The following is a 14,791-nucleotide window of genomic DNA, read 5'->3' on the forward strand; positions in this document are numbered from 1 at the left end:
GGTAGGGTTGTAAGGGTCCTGGTGGGTTTTGGTCCCTTCTTGTCTGTAAGACTTGGGTGAGGGGGGGAGCAGCGGGAAGGGTGGGGGGCGGAAAGAAGGGACCAGGGGGGCCAAAACCCGCGCCGCCGCAGGCGGCGCATAAACTAACACAGTGGTCCTCTTCTTCGAGATTCTGCTGATCGCCGTGTCGGTCCTCATCGGATGGTTCGGCCTGTACGTCTTCTACCGGCTGTTCACCGAATCATGAGTGGTCTCGCGAGCGAGGGTCCCGATCCGGCCGAGCGAGCGAGCGATACCAGCAACGGCGATCCGGCGGCCGAGCCGTCCGTCCGCAACGGTAACGGGCGGTCGGCCGACGATCAGTCGGCGCTGAGCGGCGACCGGGCGGTGGCCGATGCGGCCGAGCGCGCCAAGGCGACCGCCGGGCGCAATATCCCGGTTCTCCCGGATCTTCCGGTGCCCGACGATACGGCCAATCTGCGACTCGGCCCGGATCTGAATCCGGCCATGCTGGCGCTGTTGCCGTTGGTCGGTGTGTGGCGCGGTGAGGGTGAGGGCAACAATCCCGAGCGCGGCGATTACCGCTTCGGTCAGCAGGTCGTGGTCTCCCATGACGGCGGGGATTATCTGAGTTGGGATTCGCGGTCCTGGTTCCTCGAATCCGACGGTAGCTACGGGGGTCCGGACCTGCGGGAGAGCGGGTTCTGGCGGGTCGGTGTCGAGGGGAACGACGAGGTGCTGGAGCTGCTGCTCACGCACAGCACGGGCATTGTCGAGCTTTTCTACGGCACTGCGCTCACCCAGTCGTCCTGGGAGCTTGCCACCGATGTGGTGATTCGCAGCCAGACCGGCGCGGTGGTGGGTGGCGCCAAACGCTTGTACGGGATCGTCGAGGGCGGCGATCTGGCGTATGTGGAGGAGCGGGTGGTGGCCGACGGGCCGCTGGAGCCCCGGCTCTCGGCGCGTCTGCAGCGTTATATCGGCTGATCTCCACCGACCCTGCCCGCCGTACAGGTCGATGGGGCCGCGGTCGGCTCGATGGTGGGTGGCAGAACCTCAGGCCGTTGAGCGACCGGCAGCTTGCGCCGTGAGTCCGGCCTGGCGTGTCCCCACCGTTGTCCGGATATGGAACGGCCCCCGAGCCGTATCGGACGCGATCCTCCGGCGGATGCCGGTTGGATCAGTGACCGATCCCGATCGGACGGATCGGGGACTCGGGGGCCGGGTGGCTGCCTGGAATTCGCTCAGCGCGTAGGGGTGAACGGAATCCGTGCACAGCCGGCTACAGCGCTCAGCTGACAGCCACCTCACGCGTCCTGTGAATTTCCATTCGTCGGATCACCTCCTTCCTTGTGTACCCACGAACCTAGCCGCGGCCGGCCGGGGTCGGCAACGGAATTTCGTCGACGGCGTAATGCGTCCCGTCGCCGTCCGGAAAGGCCGCCCGGACCTGGCCGGATTCGTCCACGGTGAGGACCAGTCCGGCGTGATGTCCGGCGGGGAGTTGATGCGTGACGATCACCACATCACGGTCCGGTGCGACCAGGCCGCTGCCGGTATCGAGCAGATCGCGCAGCAGCCGGGCGCCCGCGGCGGCGTCCAGATGTTCGGTGGGTTCGTCGAGGAGGAGGACACGGGCGGGCGAGACCAGTGCGCGGGCGAGCAGGATCCGTCGGCGCTGCCCGCCCGATACGGCGGCGGCCCCGCCGACGAGATCGGTGTGCACGCCGTCCGGCAGGCCGTCCAGCCATTCCCCCAGTCCGACCGTGCGCAATGCCCGTTCGGCCGTTTCGGCGTCCAGGTCACCGCGGGCCACCCGCAGGTTCTCCAGCACGCTGGTGCCGAACAGGTGTGCATCCTCGGCGAAGAAACGCACTTCGTCGTCGGGGTGGTCGAAGAGTCCGGCCCAGGCCATCAGCAGGGTCGTTTTCCCGGCCCCGCTGGGACCGACGACCGCTACCCGTGCGGCCCGGGGGCGTTGCGGTATCTGCCATTGACCGTCGCCGACCCAGCCGATCACCACACCGTCGGCGCGGCTGTCGGCGTACGGGAAGGGGTGCGGGTTGCCGCCCGTACCGAATCGTTTACGGGTATCGGCCGGTGTGCCGGTCGTGGCAGCAGGTCCGGAAGGCTGCGGTTCGGCCGAATCGGTGCGGTGGTCCGGCGAGACCGCGCGCAGCCGGTGCAACGCCGCCCGCGCCACGGTGAGCGACTGCGCTGCGGCCGGTAGGGCGCCGGTCGCTTCGAAGGACGAGAGCGGCAGCAAGACCAGCACGGCCATCGCCATCGGTGTCATAGCCCCCGGGGTTCCGCCGTCCGGGCCGTAGAGGGAGATACCGATCAGGAGGGCCGCGAGCATACTGATCCCGGTCGCGAGCGGGGTCGCGGCGGCCGCCCACGCGGTACGGGCGGCGGCGCTGTCCTCGGCGGCGAGGACCCGGTCGTCGGCCGCGGCGGCGGTCGCGAGGGCGGTATCCAGTTTCCCGGCGACCCGTAGCTCGGCGGCGTGGTCCAGAACCGTGAGCGCGTGCGCGGTGAATTCCGCGCGGTCGGCCCGTGCCGCTCGTTCGGCGCCGGCGGCGGCCCGCGCCGACAGCCACGGCGCGACGACACCGGAGAAGACCAGCGCGGCGGCGAGCACGGCAGCGGCCGGCGGGGAGATGAAGGCCAGTAGCGCGACCGCGGCCGCCGACAACACCAGCGCCACCGCAATGGGCACGAAGGTGCGGACCACGACGGCACCGAGATCGTCGATATCGGTGCCCACCCGGACCAGCACATCACCGCGACGCAGCCGGCCGGGCACACGCGGCGCGGTGGGCAGGGACCGTCCGGAGGTGCCGGCCGGTGCAGGGGTTTCGGCCGCACCGGGAAGTCCGGTTTCCGAGCGGCGGGTCAACCACAGCGGTGCCCGCGCGAGCGCCCGATACACCGAGGTGCGGGCCGCGGTCATCGAGCGCAGCGCCACATCGTGGGTGGCGAGCCGTTCCAGGTACCGGCACAGTCCGCGCGAGATACCGAGCGCCCGGACCGCGACCACCGCGACGGTGAGGTCCAGTACGGGCGGCATCTGCCAGGCGCGGGCGATCAGCCAGGCGGCGAGCGCGGCCAGGCCGAGACCGCTGCCCAGGGCCAGCACACCCCACCCCACCGCGACCGCCAGCCGCCACCGGGGGATTTCCAGCAGCTCCCACATCTGACGGCTGTCGCGCAGCAGCAACCGCATCCGGGCCCAGCGGCGCAGCGCTCCGCGCCCCGCGGTCCCGATGGGGTGCGGCCGCCGGGCGGCCGAGGGCCGGCTGCTCATGGGACCACCCGCTGAGCGGTCGACGGTACCGTGACGATTTCGTCCGCGGCGGACAGCAGTGCGGGACGGTGCGCGACCACTACGACGGTGGCACCCGTGCGCGCGAGTGTTGTCAACGCGCCCGCGACCGCGGTCTCGCTGTCGGCGTCCAGGTGAGCGGTCGGTTCGTCCAGCAGCACGATCGGACGCCCGGCGGCGAGGACCCTGGTGAGGGCAAGGCGCTGACGTTGCCCCAGGGAGAGCCCGATTCCACCGGATCCGACGACGGTATCCCATCCGGCGGGCAGCGAGTCGAGTACCGCATCGAACCCCGTGGCGGCGCAGGCGGCATCGAGTTCACTGAGTACTCGGGCCGCGCCCCGGCGCTGCGAACCGGAGACCGTGGCACCCAGCAGTTCGAGGTTCTCCCGCAGCGTGCCCGGAACCAGCACCGGCCGCTGCGGCAGCCACGCCAGCCGCTGCCACCACTGCTCCGCGGGCAGCTGCCTGATGTCGACGCCCTCGGCGAATACCGCACCGCGGGTGGGCTCGATCAGCCCCAGGATCGCCTGCAGCACGGTGGATTTACCGCTGCCGTTCGGTCCGGTGAGCGCGGTAACGGCACCCGGGCGCAGTTGCGCCCACAAGCCGTCGGGCGCGGCACCATCCCTGGATTCCACGGTGAGGTCCCGTAATTCGATCACTCCACGCCCGCTACGCACGGCACGTCCCGACCCGCAGGCATCGACATCTCGTGTATCGCCCACCGCTGACTGGTCCCGGTCGCGAACCGGTTCCGGGCAGTTGCCGTCCTTCGCACCCGCTGGGTCGAGGATCGCGAAAGCTTTGTCGGCGGCCGCCATCCCGTCCTGTGCGGCATGGAACCGTTCCCCCACGGTCCGCAGTGGCAGGTAGACCTCCGGCGCGAGAACCAGCGCGACAACACCGGCATAGAGGCTCATATCGCCGTGCACCAGCCGCATTCCGATCGCCACAGCGACCAGAGCCACCGACAGGGTCGCCAGCAGCTCGAGCACCATCGAGGAGAGGAAGGCGATCCGCAACGCGCTCATGGTGCGCCGGTGCAGCGATTCGCCCAGTTCCCGGACCTGGCGGCTCATTGTGCGACCCGGGGTGTCCGTGCCGCTTCCGGTTTCCCGGCCGAGGGCGCGCAGGGTGGGCATACCGGCGAAGAGGTCGAGCAGTTGATCGGACAGCCGGGTGGTGGCGTCCAGGGTGGCGCGGGCCCGGCCCTCGGTGAGCAGGCCGATGAGCACCATGAAGATCGGGATCAGCGGCAGGGTGATGACCACGATGACGGCCGAGGTGAGGTCGTGCGCGGCGATCACCACGAGCACCACCGGCGGTACCAGCACCGCCAGCAGTAGAGCGGGTACGTAACCGGTGAGGTAGGGCCGGAGGCCGCTGAGCCCGCTGCTCACCACCACGGCGAGTTCCGTGCGGCGCGTTTCCAATTCGCGGGGCGGTAGGCCCGCCCCCGCGGCGAGCACCGACTGCTCCAGCTCGGCGACGACCCGGGCGCCGGCCCGGTGCGCGATCCGCGCCTGCCACCAGGCGGCCAGCGCGCGGACCGCGACCGCCACCGCCAGCAGAACCAGTTCGGTATGCCAGGCGGCCACCGTCCGCTGCCCCGGGTCGGTGATGACACCGGCCAGCACCCGCCCCAGCAGGACCGCCGCGGCGACGATGGCGACCGTGGTCAGCAGCGACAGGCCGACGCTGAGCACGAGATAGTTCCGGGCCGAGCGTGCGTACCGCCACAGGCGTGGGTCCACGGGCGGGCGGGCCATCAGGGGTCACTCCTCGTTTGCGATACGTGGGGAAAGTCCGATTCCGGCTGGGATGTGCTCGACACTAATGCGTTTGCGGAACACCCAGTACGTCCAGGCCTGGTAACCGAGCACCACCGGAGTGACGGCCAGTGCCGCCCAGCTCATCACCTTCAACGTGTACGGGGTGGAGGAGGCGTTGTCGACCGTGAGGTTGTATGCGGGGTCGATGGTGGAGGGCAGGACATCGGGGAACAGCGCGCCGAACAGCAGCGCGGAGGCAGCGAGAACGGTGAGGGCGGTACCGGTGAACGCCCAGCCGTCGCGGCCGGCGAACAGTGCCCCGGCTCCGCCGAGCAGACCGAACACCGCGAGCGCCAGCAGGATCCAGGTCCAGTCCGCCCCGTAGGCGAGCTGGGTCCAGAGACCGAAACCGCCGACCACGGCGGCCGTGGGCACCAATAGCAGCCGGGCGGTGCGCACTGCATCGGTGCGCACCTCGCCCGCGGTTTTGAGCGCCAGGAACACCGCGCCGTGCAAGGCGAACAGCAATCCGGTGGTGAGCGCACCCAGTAGCGCGTACGGGCTGAACAGACCCGCCATTACGCCGGTGAACTGTTTATCGGCATCCAGCGGTACGCCGCGCACGATATTGGCGAAAACCCAGCCCCACGCCAGCGCGGGTACCCAGGACCCGATACCGATACCGAGGTCGCAACGCGCCCGCCAGCGCGGATCGTCGATCTTGCCGCGGTATTCGATCGCGCAGATCCGCAGGATCAACGCCACCAGCAACAGCAGCAGCGGAAGGTAGAAACCCGAGAACATACTCGCGTACCACTCCGGGAACGCCGCGAACAATGCGCCGCCGGCGGTGATCAGCCAGACCTCGTTGCCGTCCCAGACCGGCCCGATGGTGTTGAGCACCACCCGCCGCCGGGTATCGGACCCTTTACCGAGTATCGGCATGAGCATCCCGACCCCGAAATCGAAGCCCTCGAGCACGAAGTACCCGGTGAAGAGCACCCCGATCAGTACGAACCAGAATTCCTGCAGTTCCATCCCCGGCTCCTAGTAGGCGAACGAAAGCTGCTCGGCAGCAGGTTTTTCCGAATCCGACGTACCGTCGGGTGCTTCCTCAGGTGGCCGTTCCGGACCTTCCCGCACATAGCGGCGCATGAGGTAGAACCACACGATGGCGAGTAGCCCGTAGACCACGGTGAAGGTGATCAGCGAGATCCACACCGTCGCGGCCGCGTGATCGGAGACCCCGTCCTGGACCATGAGCCGCAGATCCTGGTCGCCGGTCGGGTTGGGTACCACCACCCAGGGTTGCCGGCCCATCTCGGTGAACACCCACCCGGCCGCATTGGCCAGGAACGGGGTCGGGATGGCGAGCAGGCTCAACCATGAGTACCAGCGCTGATCGGGTACGCGGCCGCGGCGGGTCATCCAGAAGCCGGCGAATACCAGCAGGGCCGAGCCGGCGGCGAGCCCGATCATGGCGCGGAACGACCAGTAGGTGACGAATAGGTTGGGCCGGTAGTCGCCGGGGCCGAATTTCTCGTTGTAGGCCTGCTGCAGGTCGACGACGCCCTCGAGTTCCACGCCGCTGAAGGACCCTTCGGCCAGCCAGGGCAGGACGTAGGGCACCTCGAGCACATGGGTGACGCTGTCGCAGTTGTTGTGGGTGCCGACGGTGAGGATCGAGAATTTCGGGTCGAGGGCGGTATGGCACAGCGATTCCGCCGACGCCATCTTCATGGGCTGCTGTTCGAACATCAGCTTGCCCTGGACGTCGCCGGTATAGACCAGGGCGGCCCCGGAGACCACCGCGATCAGCAGCGAAACCCGCGCCGCCGGACGCCACATGGTGCGCGCCTCGGCCAGTTTGCCCGCATCCCCGCTGCGCGCGTTGCGCACCATCCACCAGCCGGCGATTCCGGCCACGAAGGTGGCGGCGGTGAGGAACGAGCCCGCCACCACATGTGGGAACGCGGCCAGCGCCGTGTTGTTGGTGAGCAGTTCGACGATGCTGGTCAGTTCGGCGCGGCCCGTTTCCGGGTTGTACCTGGCGCCGACCGGATGCTGCATGAACGAGTTGGCGGCGATGATGAAGTACGCGGAGGCGTTGACGCCGATCGCCACCATCCAGATGGTGGCCAGATGCACGAGTTTCGGTAGCCGGGACCAGCCGAATATCCACAGCCCGATGAAGGTGGATTCCATGAAGAAGGCCACCAGGCCCTCTAGGGCCAGGGGTGCCCCGAATACGTCCCCGACGAAACGCGAGTATTCGCTCCAGTTCATCCCGAACTGGAATTCCTGCACGATCCCGGTGGCGACCCCGAGCGCGAAGTTGATCAGGAACAGTTTCCCGAAGAATTTGGTCAGTCGATACCAGTGGTCTTTACCGGTGATCACCCAGGCGGTCTGCATCCCGGCGACCAGGGGTGCCAGACCGATCGTCAGCGGAACAAACAAGAAGTGGTAGACGGTCGTGATGCCGAACTGCCATCGCGAGACATCCAGGGCATCCACACGAGCCTCCTTGTACTACGACGTGTCGTAGTACAAGATTACGCGTCGGTACGGCCGGATCAATGTGTCCACCGACACCAAATCACCGACGATTCCGCAACAACTCACATCAGCGTGGTGACCTGACCTTCACAACTCACCAGTCCGCGATCGTCCCGGCCCGCTCGATCCCCCGATCCACCATCTCGACGATCTCCGCCGCCGAATCCGTCGCGGACAACCGCACCCCGTCCAGCGAATTGACCCGTGCCGCCAACGTCACGCTGCTGAGCATCCAGATGCTGTCGCAATCGAACAGATCGGCACTGAACAGCGGCTCGTAACGGCAGTCGTAACCGTTGCGCTCCGCTTCCGCGTACAGCGCCCGCTGGGTTATCCCCGGCAGCACCCCGTGTTTTGCCGGTGGAGTGATGAGTTGCTTGTCCCGCACGATCACCACGGTCGAACGCGGCCCCTCGAGGACTCGGTGCTCGGTACTGGTGAAGATGACATCGTCGGCGCCCATCCGCGCGGCGAACCGCAGCGCGGCCATATTCGTTGCGTAGGAAAGGGTTTTCGCGCCGAGCAATTGCCAGGGCGCGGCCTGCGCGAGATCTATCGAGATACCGCGGGTCAGTGTCACCACCGCGACACCCTCGGTTCTGGCCGTCGCGACCCGTTCGGGTACCCCCGTGACCATGACGTAGGTCGTCGGAACCGGAACGGCCTCGGACAGTTCACCCGAGCGCACCGCCGATGTGGGGCCGCCCAGCGCGCTCTCCCGGCCGCGGGTCAGCACCAGCCGCATAACCCCTTCCGCCTCGGCTCCCCATTCCTTGGCGGCGGTCTCCATCGCTTCCCGCCAGCGCGCGAGATCGGGTTCGGGTAGATCGAGTGCCTGCGCGGAACGACGCAATCGGGCCAGATGGAAATCGAGCGCGCATACCGTGCCACCGCGGACCAGCGCCGTCTCGAAAATTCCGTCACCGCGCAACGCGCCGAGATCATCGGCGTACAACAACGGCTGGTCCGCGTCACGGACCTCACCGTCGAGTGTTACAAGTACTCGATCCACCATGCGCATGAGCGTAGGCCAACACCGGGCGCCATGAGGGGCGCAAACATGGACAGTACTGGCAATACCGGCCGTCCGATGTCTCGAACACGCCACTTATGCGCGTGGCCAACCAGCGTTTCGGCCGGGGTTTCGGCGCTCGTTAAAGTCTGATCATGGCTCGACGGACGGAGATCGACCCGGCCGAGGTGCGCTCGGCGGTGACTGCGGTGCGCGCATGGCTACTCGACGAAAACTCGCCGGTCCCCGCACGCAGCGAACTGGCCGCCGCGGTCCGCGGTACCGCCCGCGCGCTGGCCGCCGCGGCACCGGGGCATTCGGTGGAGGTCCGGGTTCCGCCGTTCGTCGCGGTCCAATGTGTGGAAGGTCCGCGGCATACCCGCGGCAACCCGCCCAATATCGTGGAAACCGATCCGCGCACCTGGCTGTTGCTGGCGACCGGGCTCCTGGATTTCCCGGCCGCCGTCGCCGCGGGCAAGGTCGACGCCTCCGGCAACCGCGCCCCGGAAATCGCCCGCCGGCTGCCGCTGGTACCGCTGCACCCGGACCGAGACCGGCCCGAAACCCCTGGTTGACACCCCGACCGTGCGCGCCGGCGGGTTTTGCTCCTAGAGTGGAGCCGTGTCCGTGGTCTCCGCACCCAGCCCTGTCCTCGCTGTACCGGGAGCGGTAGCCGCCGTGCCCGGCTCCCCGGACGCTGCGGTCCCCTGGCATTACGGCGACCCACTCGGCGAACAGCGCGCCGCGAACGAACGGCTGGCGGTCGTGGACCGGTCGCATCGTTTCGTCTTCTCCATCACCGGCGCCGAACGGTTGACCTGGCTGCATACCGTCACCAGCCAGCACATCGCCGAATTGGCCGACGGGCGTAGCGCGGAAAACCTGGACCTGGACCTCAACGGCCGGGTGCAGCATCATTTCGTCCTCACCGATCTCGCCGGCACGGTGTGGATCGATACCGAGGCCGAACGCGGCCCGGCCCTGCTGGACTTCCTCGGCAAAATGGTTTTCTGGGCCGATGCCAAACCTCAGGAGGAGCCGGATTACGCGGTGCTGAGCCTGCTCGGCCCGCTCGCGCACACCGCGACGGCCGCCCTGGGCGTGGACCGGTTACCCGAGACATATGAGGCGCTGCCGCTTCCGGGTGGTGGCTTTCTGCGCCGGATGCCCTGGCCCACCGCGGATTCCTTCGATCTCGTGGTCCCCCGGGATCAGCTGATGACGCGCTGGACCGAACTCACCGCCGCCGGTGCGCAACCGGCCGGTTCCTGGGCCTACGAAGCCCTGCGGGTCGCCGCCGCGCGTCCCAGGATCGGTGTGGACACCGACGACCGCACCATCCCGCACGAGGTGAACTGGATCGGCGCCCCCGACGAGTACGGTGCCGTGCATCTCGAGAAAGGCTGCTACCGCGGCCAGGAAACCGTGGCCCGCGTCCACAACCTGGGTAAGCCGCCGCGGCGGCTTGTCCTGCTGCATCTCGACGGCTCCGCCGACGAGCGCCCCGCCCCCGGCGACCCGATCACCGCGGGCGGCCGGGCGGTCGGTGTGCTCGGCACGGTGATCGATCACTACGAACTCGGCCCCATCGCGCTCGCGCTGATCAAACGGAACATCCCGGTCGATACCCAGCTCACTGTGGGCGATACCGCCGCAGCCATCGATCCCGATTCGGTGGTCGCCGACGACAGCCCCCAGCCCGGCCGCCAGGCCATCGAACGGCTCCGCGGGCGCTGACCCGCCGCCTATCGAGCACAACGATCCGAGAGGAGCGCGGATGCGGGTTGGGCACACCGGCCGGGTACTGGCCGTCTGCGTTGTCCACGCCGAGCTGACGGTGCCGGGCCGGGTCGGGCGCAGCGCGATCGACAAACGCCCCGTCACCGGGCGGGTCCGGGCGCAGCGCCTCGGCCTCGACGGCGACCACGTCTGCAATACGCGAGACCACGGCGGCGTGCATCAGGCCGTTTACGGTTACGCCGACGAGGACGCGGCGAACTGGTCCGCCGAACTCGGCCGGGAACTGCCCGTCGGCTGGTTCGGGGAGAACCTGCGGATCGCCGGGCTCCCGCTCAGCGACGCCGTCATCGGCACGCGCTGCACTGTCGGCGAGGCGGTATTCGAGGTCAGCGGACCGCGCGTCCCCTGCGCCACCTTCGGTCATTGGGCGGGTGCGCCGCAGTGGGTGCGCCGCTTCACGCACCGGGCGAATACCGGTTGCTACTTCCGGGTGCTCACCGAGGGCAGTGTCGGCGCCGGTGACGAGGTGGAGATCGTGCACGTCCCCCAGCACGGCGTCACCGTCCGCGATGTCTTCACCGGCGCGGACCCCCAGCGGCTGGAACTGCTGCTCGCCGCCGAACCCACCGTCTCCGATATCGTCCGCGCCCAGATCGCCCGCCACACGAAACGTCGCGGCGCCGCCGGACCCGCGGCGGACTCGGTCACCGGCGGGTCCGCAGCGATCGCGACCGCCACTCCGGAGACAGCCACGTCCGCTTCCGCCCTTCCGGCCGGAGAAGCCGAGGCGACCGCATGAACGGACGTGGCCCGTCGGCGGCAGCGCGGGTGTCCCCGGAACGCGGCGGCCGATCACTGTCGGAGGACAACGCATGAGCGTCGATCTGGTGGAAGTGGTGCGCTCCGGGTTCCGCGAATGTGTGCACCGCGGTTCGGTGGTGATCATCGGACCGGACGGCGAACCGACGTTCGAGACCGGTTCGGTGCACGTCCCGATTTATCCGCGCTCCACCAACAAACCGCTGCAGGCGCTCACCCTGCTGAAACTCGGCTTCGACCCGGTCGACGAGGACGAGCTCGCCATCGCCGGCGCCTCGCATACCGGCGAGCCCGAACATATCCGGCTGGTCGAACGTCTCCTGGACCGCTACGGCTTCGCCGAGGACGATCTGGCCTGCCCGCCCGATCTGCCGATGGACGAAAAGGCCCGTGCCGGAGTGATCCACCGCGGTGATGGTCCCGCGAAACGGTTCATGAACTGCTCCGGCAAACACGCCGCCATGCTGGCGACCTGTGTGCTGAACGGCTGGCCGACCACCGGCTACACCGAACCCGGCCATCCCTTGCAGCAGGCGGTCGCGGCGCAGGTGATCGCGGTCACCGGTGAACCGGAAACCGATCTCGGGATCGATGGGTGCGGCCTGCCCATCGTCCCGGTCGCGCTGGTCAACCTTGCACGTGCCTTCGCGACGCTGACCACCTCCGCTCCGGGGACGCCGGAACGCCGGATCGCCGATGTCCTGCGCGACCGGCCGTGGGTGATTTCGGGCACCAATGGATCCGACCTGCTGGCCATGCGCGCGGTGCCCGGACTGGTCTGCAAGATCGGCGCCGACGGTGTGCACGCGGGCGCGTTGCCGGATGGCAGCGCCTTCGCCTACAAGATCGACGACGGCGCCGACCGGGCCAGAATCCCACTGACCATGGCAATTCTGCAGCGCATGGGGGTGGCGTGGTCGGCGGAACTGGCCGAGCTCGCCGCACCCCCGGTATTCGGGGGAGGCAACCGCGTGGGTGTGATACGTGCCATATCCGAGGCGATTCCGACTAGCGGCTGAGCGGCGAAACATCGGCAAACCGGTCGGTCGATACACCGGATAGCCGACTCATGGAGGCGCAACGGCCGGACACGCGCTAAAGTGTCTGTCAGGAAGATATTAATTCGAACGGGGCCGCCACCAATCCCCAGGCCGCCCCGCTGTGACGCGAGGGGGTCAGCCATGGGCCGTGGCCGGGCTAAGGCAAAGCAGACCAAGGTCGCTCGCGAGCTGAAGTACAGCTCGCCGACGACCGACTTCTCGAGCCTTCAGCGCGAGCTTTCCGGTAGTGACAACGCCCGCCGTGGTGGAGTCCTGTCGGATGAGCACGACGCGGATGACTCCTTGTCCAAATGGGACGAGGACGACAACTACGACGACTGGCGCCGCTGATCAGGTAAACCGTTCGGGGGGAGGCCGATAGGCCTCCCCTTTGGCCGTTGACGCCGGTTCGCGCCGTTCCCCGCCGGGTTTCCGGGCGGTGGATGACGTGAACCGGCGAGTCGGTCCGAACGGCACCTGTCGGCAGCGCCGAACCGGAACAACGTGTGAGCAGGCGACCCGCAACAACGGGTCGCCAGTTCATACTCCCCATCGTTGGTCCGACGGCTCGCAGGCGAAGGATCGCTTCGTCCCGCCATCGATAGCCGCACTGTTCGCTTGCAACGGCCCATCGGGTTCACGTTACGGCCGAGCGGTGCTGCTCACGCCGCTATGGGTCCGTCGTTTCCCGGGCAATCCGATCTGCCGGCCGCTCCGAGCTACCCAGTCGACCCTGCCCCGTCGGCCTCCGAAGCGGCGACCGCGGATTACCGGCCGTCCGCCGCTGATTCGAAGCAGGTCGGGCTTTACCCGACAGCACGCCCATCGGGGAACACCGAGAAGTACGTACTACTGCATCCGGGACCGGTGACCCGAGCCGGGTCGACTACCTGAATCAGGGTCACCGGGGCATGAGACGCCCGATTTCGCGGTACAAGTCTCCCGAGGAATACCGCACCAACCATGGCAGCGGGCGCAGCAATGCCGATTCACCGCACGCGTCCGGCCGGGCGACTACACCCGCCGGGGTCACCCGCGTACCGGTGCCGATCTCGATCACTGTGCCCGAACCGTCGGGCACGATACGAGCGCTGCGCGCCGCGGCGGAGAGATCCCAGGGGCGGTTGCCCGGCATCTGCGGATCGGCCCGGCCGGCCGTACTTACCGCTTACCGCTGGCCGGGCGCCGAGACCACAACCCGGCCGCGCATAACCACCGATGCCGACTGATCGTTCCCACAACCGCGGCGGCCGCCGGCGCGAGTGCAGGGGACACAGAGTGGGATCGAATGCTCAGGCCCGGGCTACAGGATCGGTTCAGAAACGGGGATGGTCGCCCAGGAGGACCGTACGCGGTGCATCGCCGTCCTTCGCCTTCTTCACCGTGCCCAGTGTCCAGCATTCGATATGGCGTGCGGTGAGCACGGCCAGCGCCCGGTCGACGTCCTCGGGGGCCACCACGGCCACCATTCCGACGCCCATGTTGAACGTCTTCTCCATCTCGGCCCGGTCCACGCGGCCCCGTTGCGCGATCATCTTGAACACCGGTGCCGGGCTCCACGATCCGCGGTCCAGTTCGGCCACCAGCCCGGCCGGCAGCACCCGCGCCAGGTTGGCCGCCAGGCCACCGCCGGTGATATGCGCAAAGGTGCGGACGTCGGTCTCGGCGATCAGCGCCAGGCAGTCCTTGGCGTAGATCCGGGTCGGTTCCAGCAGTTCCTCACCGAGGGTGCGGCCGAACTCCTCCACATGCCCGCTCAACGCCATCCGGTCGATCTCCAGCAGCACCTTGCGTGCCAGGCTGTAGCCGTTGGAATGCAGACCGGACGATCCCATGGCGATCACCACATCGCCGGGGCGGACCCGGTCCGGGCCGAGGAGCTCATCGGCCTCGACCACACCGACGCCGGTGGCCGACAGATCGTAATCCTGGGCGCCCATCATCCCCGGATGTTCGGCGGTTTCCCCGCCCAGCAACGCGCACCCGGCGCGCACACACCCTTCGGCGATACCGGAGACCAGTTCGGCGACCCGTTCCGGTACCACCTTGCCGACCGCGATGTAATCCTGCAGGAACAGCGGTTCGGCACCGCATACCACTAGATCGTCGACGACCATGGCCACCAGATCCAGGCCGACGGTGTCGTGCTTGTCCATGGCCTGCGCGACCGCGATCTTGGTGCCGACACCGTCGGTGGAGGACGCGAGCAGGGGCTCCCGATAGTTCTTCTTCAGCGCGAACAGCCCGGCGAAACCACCCAGCCCGCCCTGCACCTCGGGGCGGGTGGCCTTACGCGCCAGCGGCGCGAACAACTCGACGGCCCGGTCACCCGCCTCGATATCCACGCCGGCTTCGGCATAGGAGGCACCGGCACCGGTAGCGTTCTGCTCAGTCATTGTCGGGGGAAGCTCCAAACCGAATCCGCGGATAATTGCCTGGTCTGAGTCTATGGCGCGGCTCCGGCGCGCGGGGTGCTACCCCTAGGTTTGCGTGCGGGCCGAACGCCGGCACCGCCGGAGAC

Annotated in this window: 13 protein-coding genes; 7 read left to right on the plus strand and 6 right to left on the minus strand. The window is 68.3% G+C overall.

Annotation, left to right across the window (positions count from 1 at the left end):
* The first annotated feature begins 243 nt into the window (after positions 1-243).
* Positions 244-987: an FABP family protein gene (locus tag ACFWPH_RS10875; RefSeq protein ID WP_378749795.1), complete on the plus strand. Its 744-nt coding sequence runs from the start codon at positions 244-246 to the stop codon at positions 985-987.
* Between the two features lie 379 nt (positions 988-1,366).
* Here the strand turns inward: ACFWPH_RS10875 and cydC are convergent, their stop codons facing one another.
* The 5 genes from cydC to ACFWPH_RS10900 all read right to left on the minus strand — a co-directional run bounded on the left by cydC (position 1,367) and on the right by ACFWPH_RS10900 (position 8,674).
* Complete coding sequence (cydC, locus tag ACFWPH_RS10880) at positions 1,367-3,226, minus strand: thiol reductant ABC exporter subunit CydC (protein WP_378750637.1); 1,860 nt, start codon at positions 3,224-3,226, stop codon at positions 1,367-1,369.
* A gap of 77 nt (positions 3,227-3,303) precedes the next feature.
* A complete protein-coding gene (gene cydD / locus ACFWPH_RS10885; protein ID WP_378749797.1) occupies positions 3,304-5,097 on the minus strand; it encodes a thiol reductant ABC exporter subunit CydD in 1,794 nt (597 codons plus the stop codon).
* A 6-nt stretch (positions 5,098-5,103) separates the two neighbouring features.
* Positions 5,104-6,138 (minus strand): cytochrome d ubiquinol oxidase subunit II, encoded by a 1,035-nt coding sequence (gene cydB / locus ACFWPH_RS10890; RefSeq protein WP_378749799.1) that lies wholly within the window; start codon positions 6,136-6,138, stop codon positions 5,104-5,106.
* A gap of 9 nt (positions 6,139-6,147) precedes the next feature.
* Positions 6,148-7,617: a cytochrome ubiquinol oxidase subunit I gene (locus ACFWPH_RS10895; RefSeq protein WP_378749801.1), complete on the minus strand. Its 1,470-nt coding sequence runs from the start codon at positions 7,615-7,617 to the stop codon at positions 6,148-6,150.
* Positions 7,618-7,753: 136 nt separating this feature from the next.
* The gene (locus ACFWPH_RS10900) at positions 7,754-8,674 is read right to left on the minus strand and encodes an aminodeoxychorismate lyase (protein WP_378749803.1); all 921 of its coding nucleotides are present in this window, start codon (positions 8,672-8,674) and stop codon (positions 7,754-7,756) included.
* Positions 8,675-8,826: 152 nt separating this feature from the next.
* On the opposite strand from ACFWPH_RS10900, the gene ACFWPH_RS10905 reads away from it, so the two are divergent.
* The 6 genes from ACFWPH_RS10905 (at position 8,827) to ACFWPH_RS10930 (ending at position 13,499) form a co-directional block, all read left to right on the plus strand.
* A complete protein-coding gene (locus ACFWPH_RS10905) occupies positions 8,827-9,246 on the plus strand; it encodes a sterol carrier family protein (RefSeq protein WP_378749805.1) in 420 nt (139 codons plus the stop codon).
* Between the two features lie 46 nt (positions 9,247-9,292).
* The gene (locus ACFWPH_RS10910; RefSeq protein WP_378749807.1) at positions 9,293-10,408 is read left to right on the plus strand and encodes a YgfZ/GcvT domain-containing protein; all 1,116 of its coding nucleotides are present in this window, start codon (positions 9,293-9,295) and stop codon (positions 10,406-10,408) included.
* Positions 10,409-10,448: 40 nt separating this feature from the next.
* Positions 10,449-11,210 (plus strand): MOSC domain-containing protein, encoded by a 762-nt coding sequence (locus tag ACFWPH_RS10915; protein WP_378749809.1) that lies wholly within the window; start codon positions 10,449-10,451, stop codon positions 11,208-11,210.
* 73 nt (positions 11,211-11,283) lie between these two features.
* Complete coding sequence (locus ACFWPH_RS10920; protein ID WP_378749811.1) at positions 11,284-12,249, plus strand: asparaginase; 966 nt, start codon at positions 11,284-11,286, stop codon at positions 12,247-12,249.
* Positions 12,250-12,411: 162 nt separating this feature from the next.
* Positions 12,412-12,621 (plus strand): DUF3073 domain-containing protein, encoded by a 210-nt coding sequence (locus ACFWPH_RS10925; protein ID WP_280416587.1) that lies wholly within the window; start codon positions 12,412-12,414, stop codon positions 12,619-12,621.
* Between the two features lie 560 nt (positions 12,622-13,181).
* Positions 13,182-13,499, plus strand: a complete 318-nt coding sequence (locus ACFWPH_RS10930) for a hypothetical protein (protein WP_378749813.1) — start codon at positions 13,182-13,184, stop codon at positions 13,497-13,499.
* 87 nt (positions 13,500-13,586) lie between these two features.
* Here the strand turns inward: ACFWPH_RS10930 and purM are convergent, their stop codons facing one another.
* Entirely contained in the window at positions 13,587-14,666 is a 1,080-nt protein-coding gene (gene purM, locus ACFWPH_RS10935) for a phosphoribosylformylglycinamidine cyclo-ligase (RefSeq protein WP_378749815.1), read from the minus strand.
* Positions 14,667-14,791: the final 125 nt, after the last annotated feature.

The sequence above is a fragment of the Nocardia sp. NPDC058499 genome (assembly GCF_042719915.1).
Classification (GTDB): Bacteria; Actinomycetota; Actinomycetes; order Mycobacteriales; family Mycobacteriaceae; genus Nocardia.

Bases quoted from the DNA above. Each gene is read 5' to 3' on its own strand.
- ACFWPH_RS10875 (WP_378749795.1), top strand. From the start codon at position 244: ATGAGTGGTCTCGCGAGCGAGGGTCCCGATCCGGCCGAGCGAGCGAGC.
- cydC (WP_378750637.1), bottom strand. From the start codon at position 3,226: ATGCGGTTGCTGCTGCGCGACAGCCGTCAGATGTGGGAGCTGCTGGAA.
- cydD (WP_378749797.1), bottom strand. From the start codon at position 5,097: ATGGCCCGCCCGCCCGTGGACCCACGCCTGTGGCGGTACGCACGCTCG.
- cydB (WP_378749799.1), bottom strand. From the start codon at position 6,138: ATGGAACTGCAGGAATTCTGGTTCGTACTGATCGGGGTGCTCTTCACC.
- ACFWPH_RS10900 (WP_378749803.1), bottom strand. From the start codon at position 8,674: ATGGTGGATCGAGTACTTGTAACACTCGACGGTGAGGTCCGTGACGCG.
- ACFWPH_RS10905 (WP_378749805.1), top strand. From the start codon at position 8,827: ATGGCTCGACGGACGGAGATCGACCCGGCCGAGGTGCGCTCGGCGGTG.
- ACFWPH_RS10915 (WP_378749809.1), top strand. From the start codon at position 10,449: ATGCGGGTTGGGCACACCGGCCGGGTACTGGCCGTCTGCGTTGTCCAC.
- ACFWPH_RS10920 (WP_378749811.1), top strand. From the start codon at position 11,284: ATGAGCGTCGATCTGGTGGAAGTGGTGCGCTCCGGGTTCCGCGAATGT.
- ACFWPH_RS10925 (WP_280416587.1), top strand. From the start codon at position 12,412: ATGGGCCGTGGCCGGGCTAAGGCAAAGCAGACCAAGGTCGCTCGCGAG.
- ACFWPH_RS10930 (WP_378749813.1), top strand. From the start codon at position 13,182: ATGAGACGCCCGATTTCGCGGTACAAGTCTCCCGAGGAATACCGCACC.
- purM (WP_378749815.1), bottom strand. From the start codon at position 14,666: ATGACTGAGCAGAACGCTACCGGTGCCGGTGCCTCCTATGCCGAAGCC.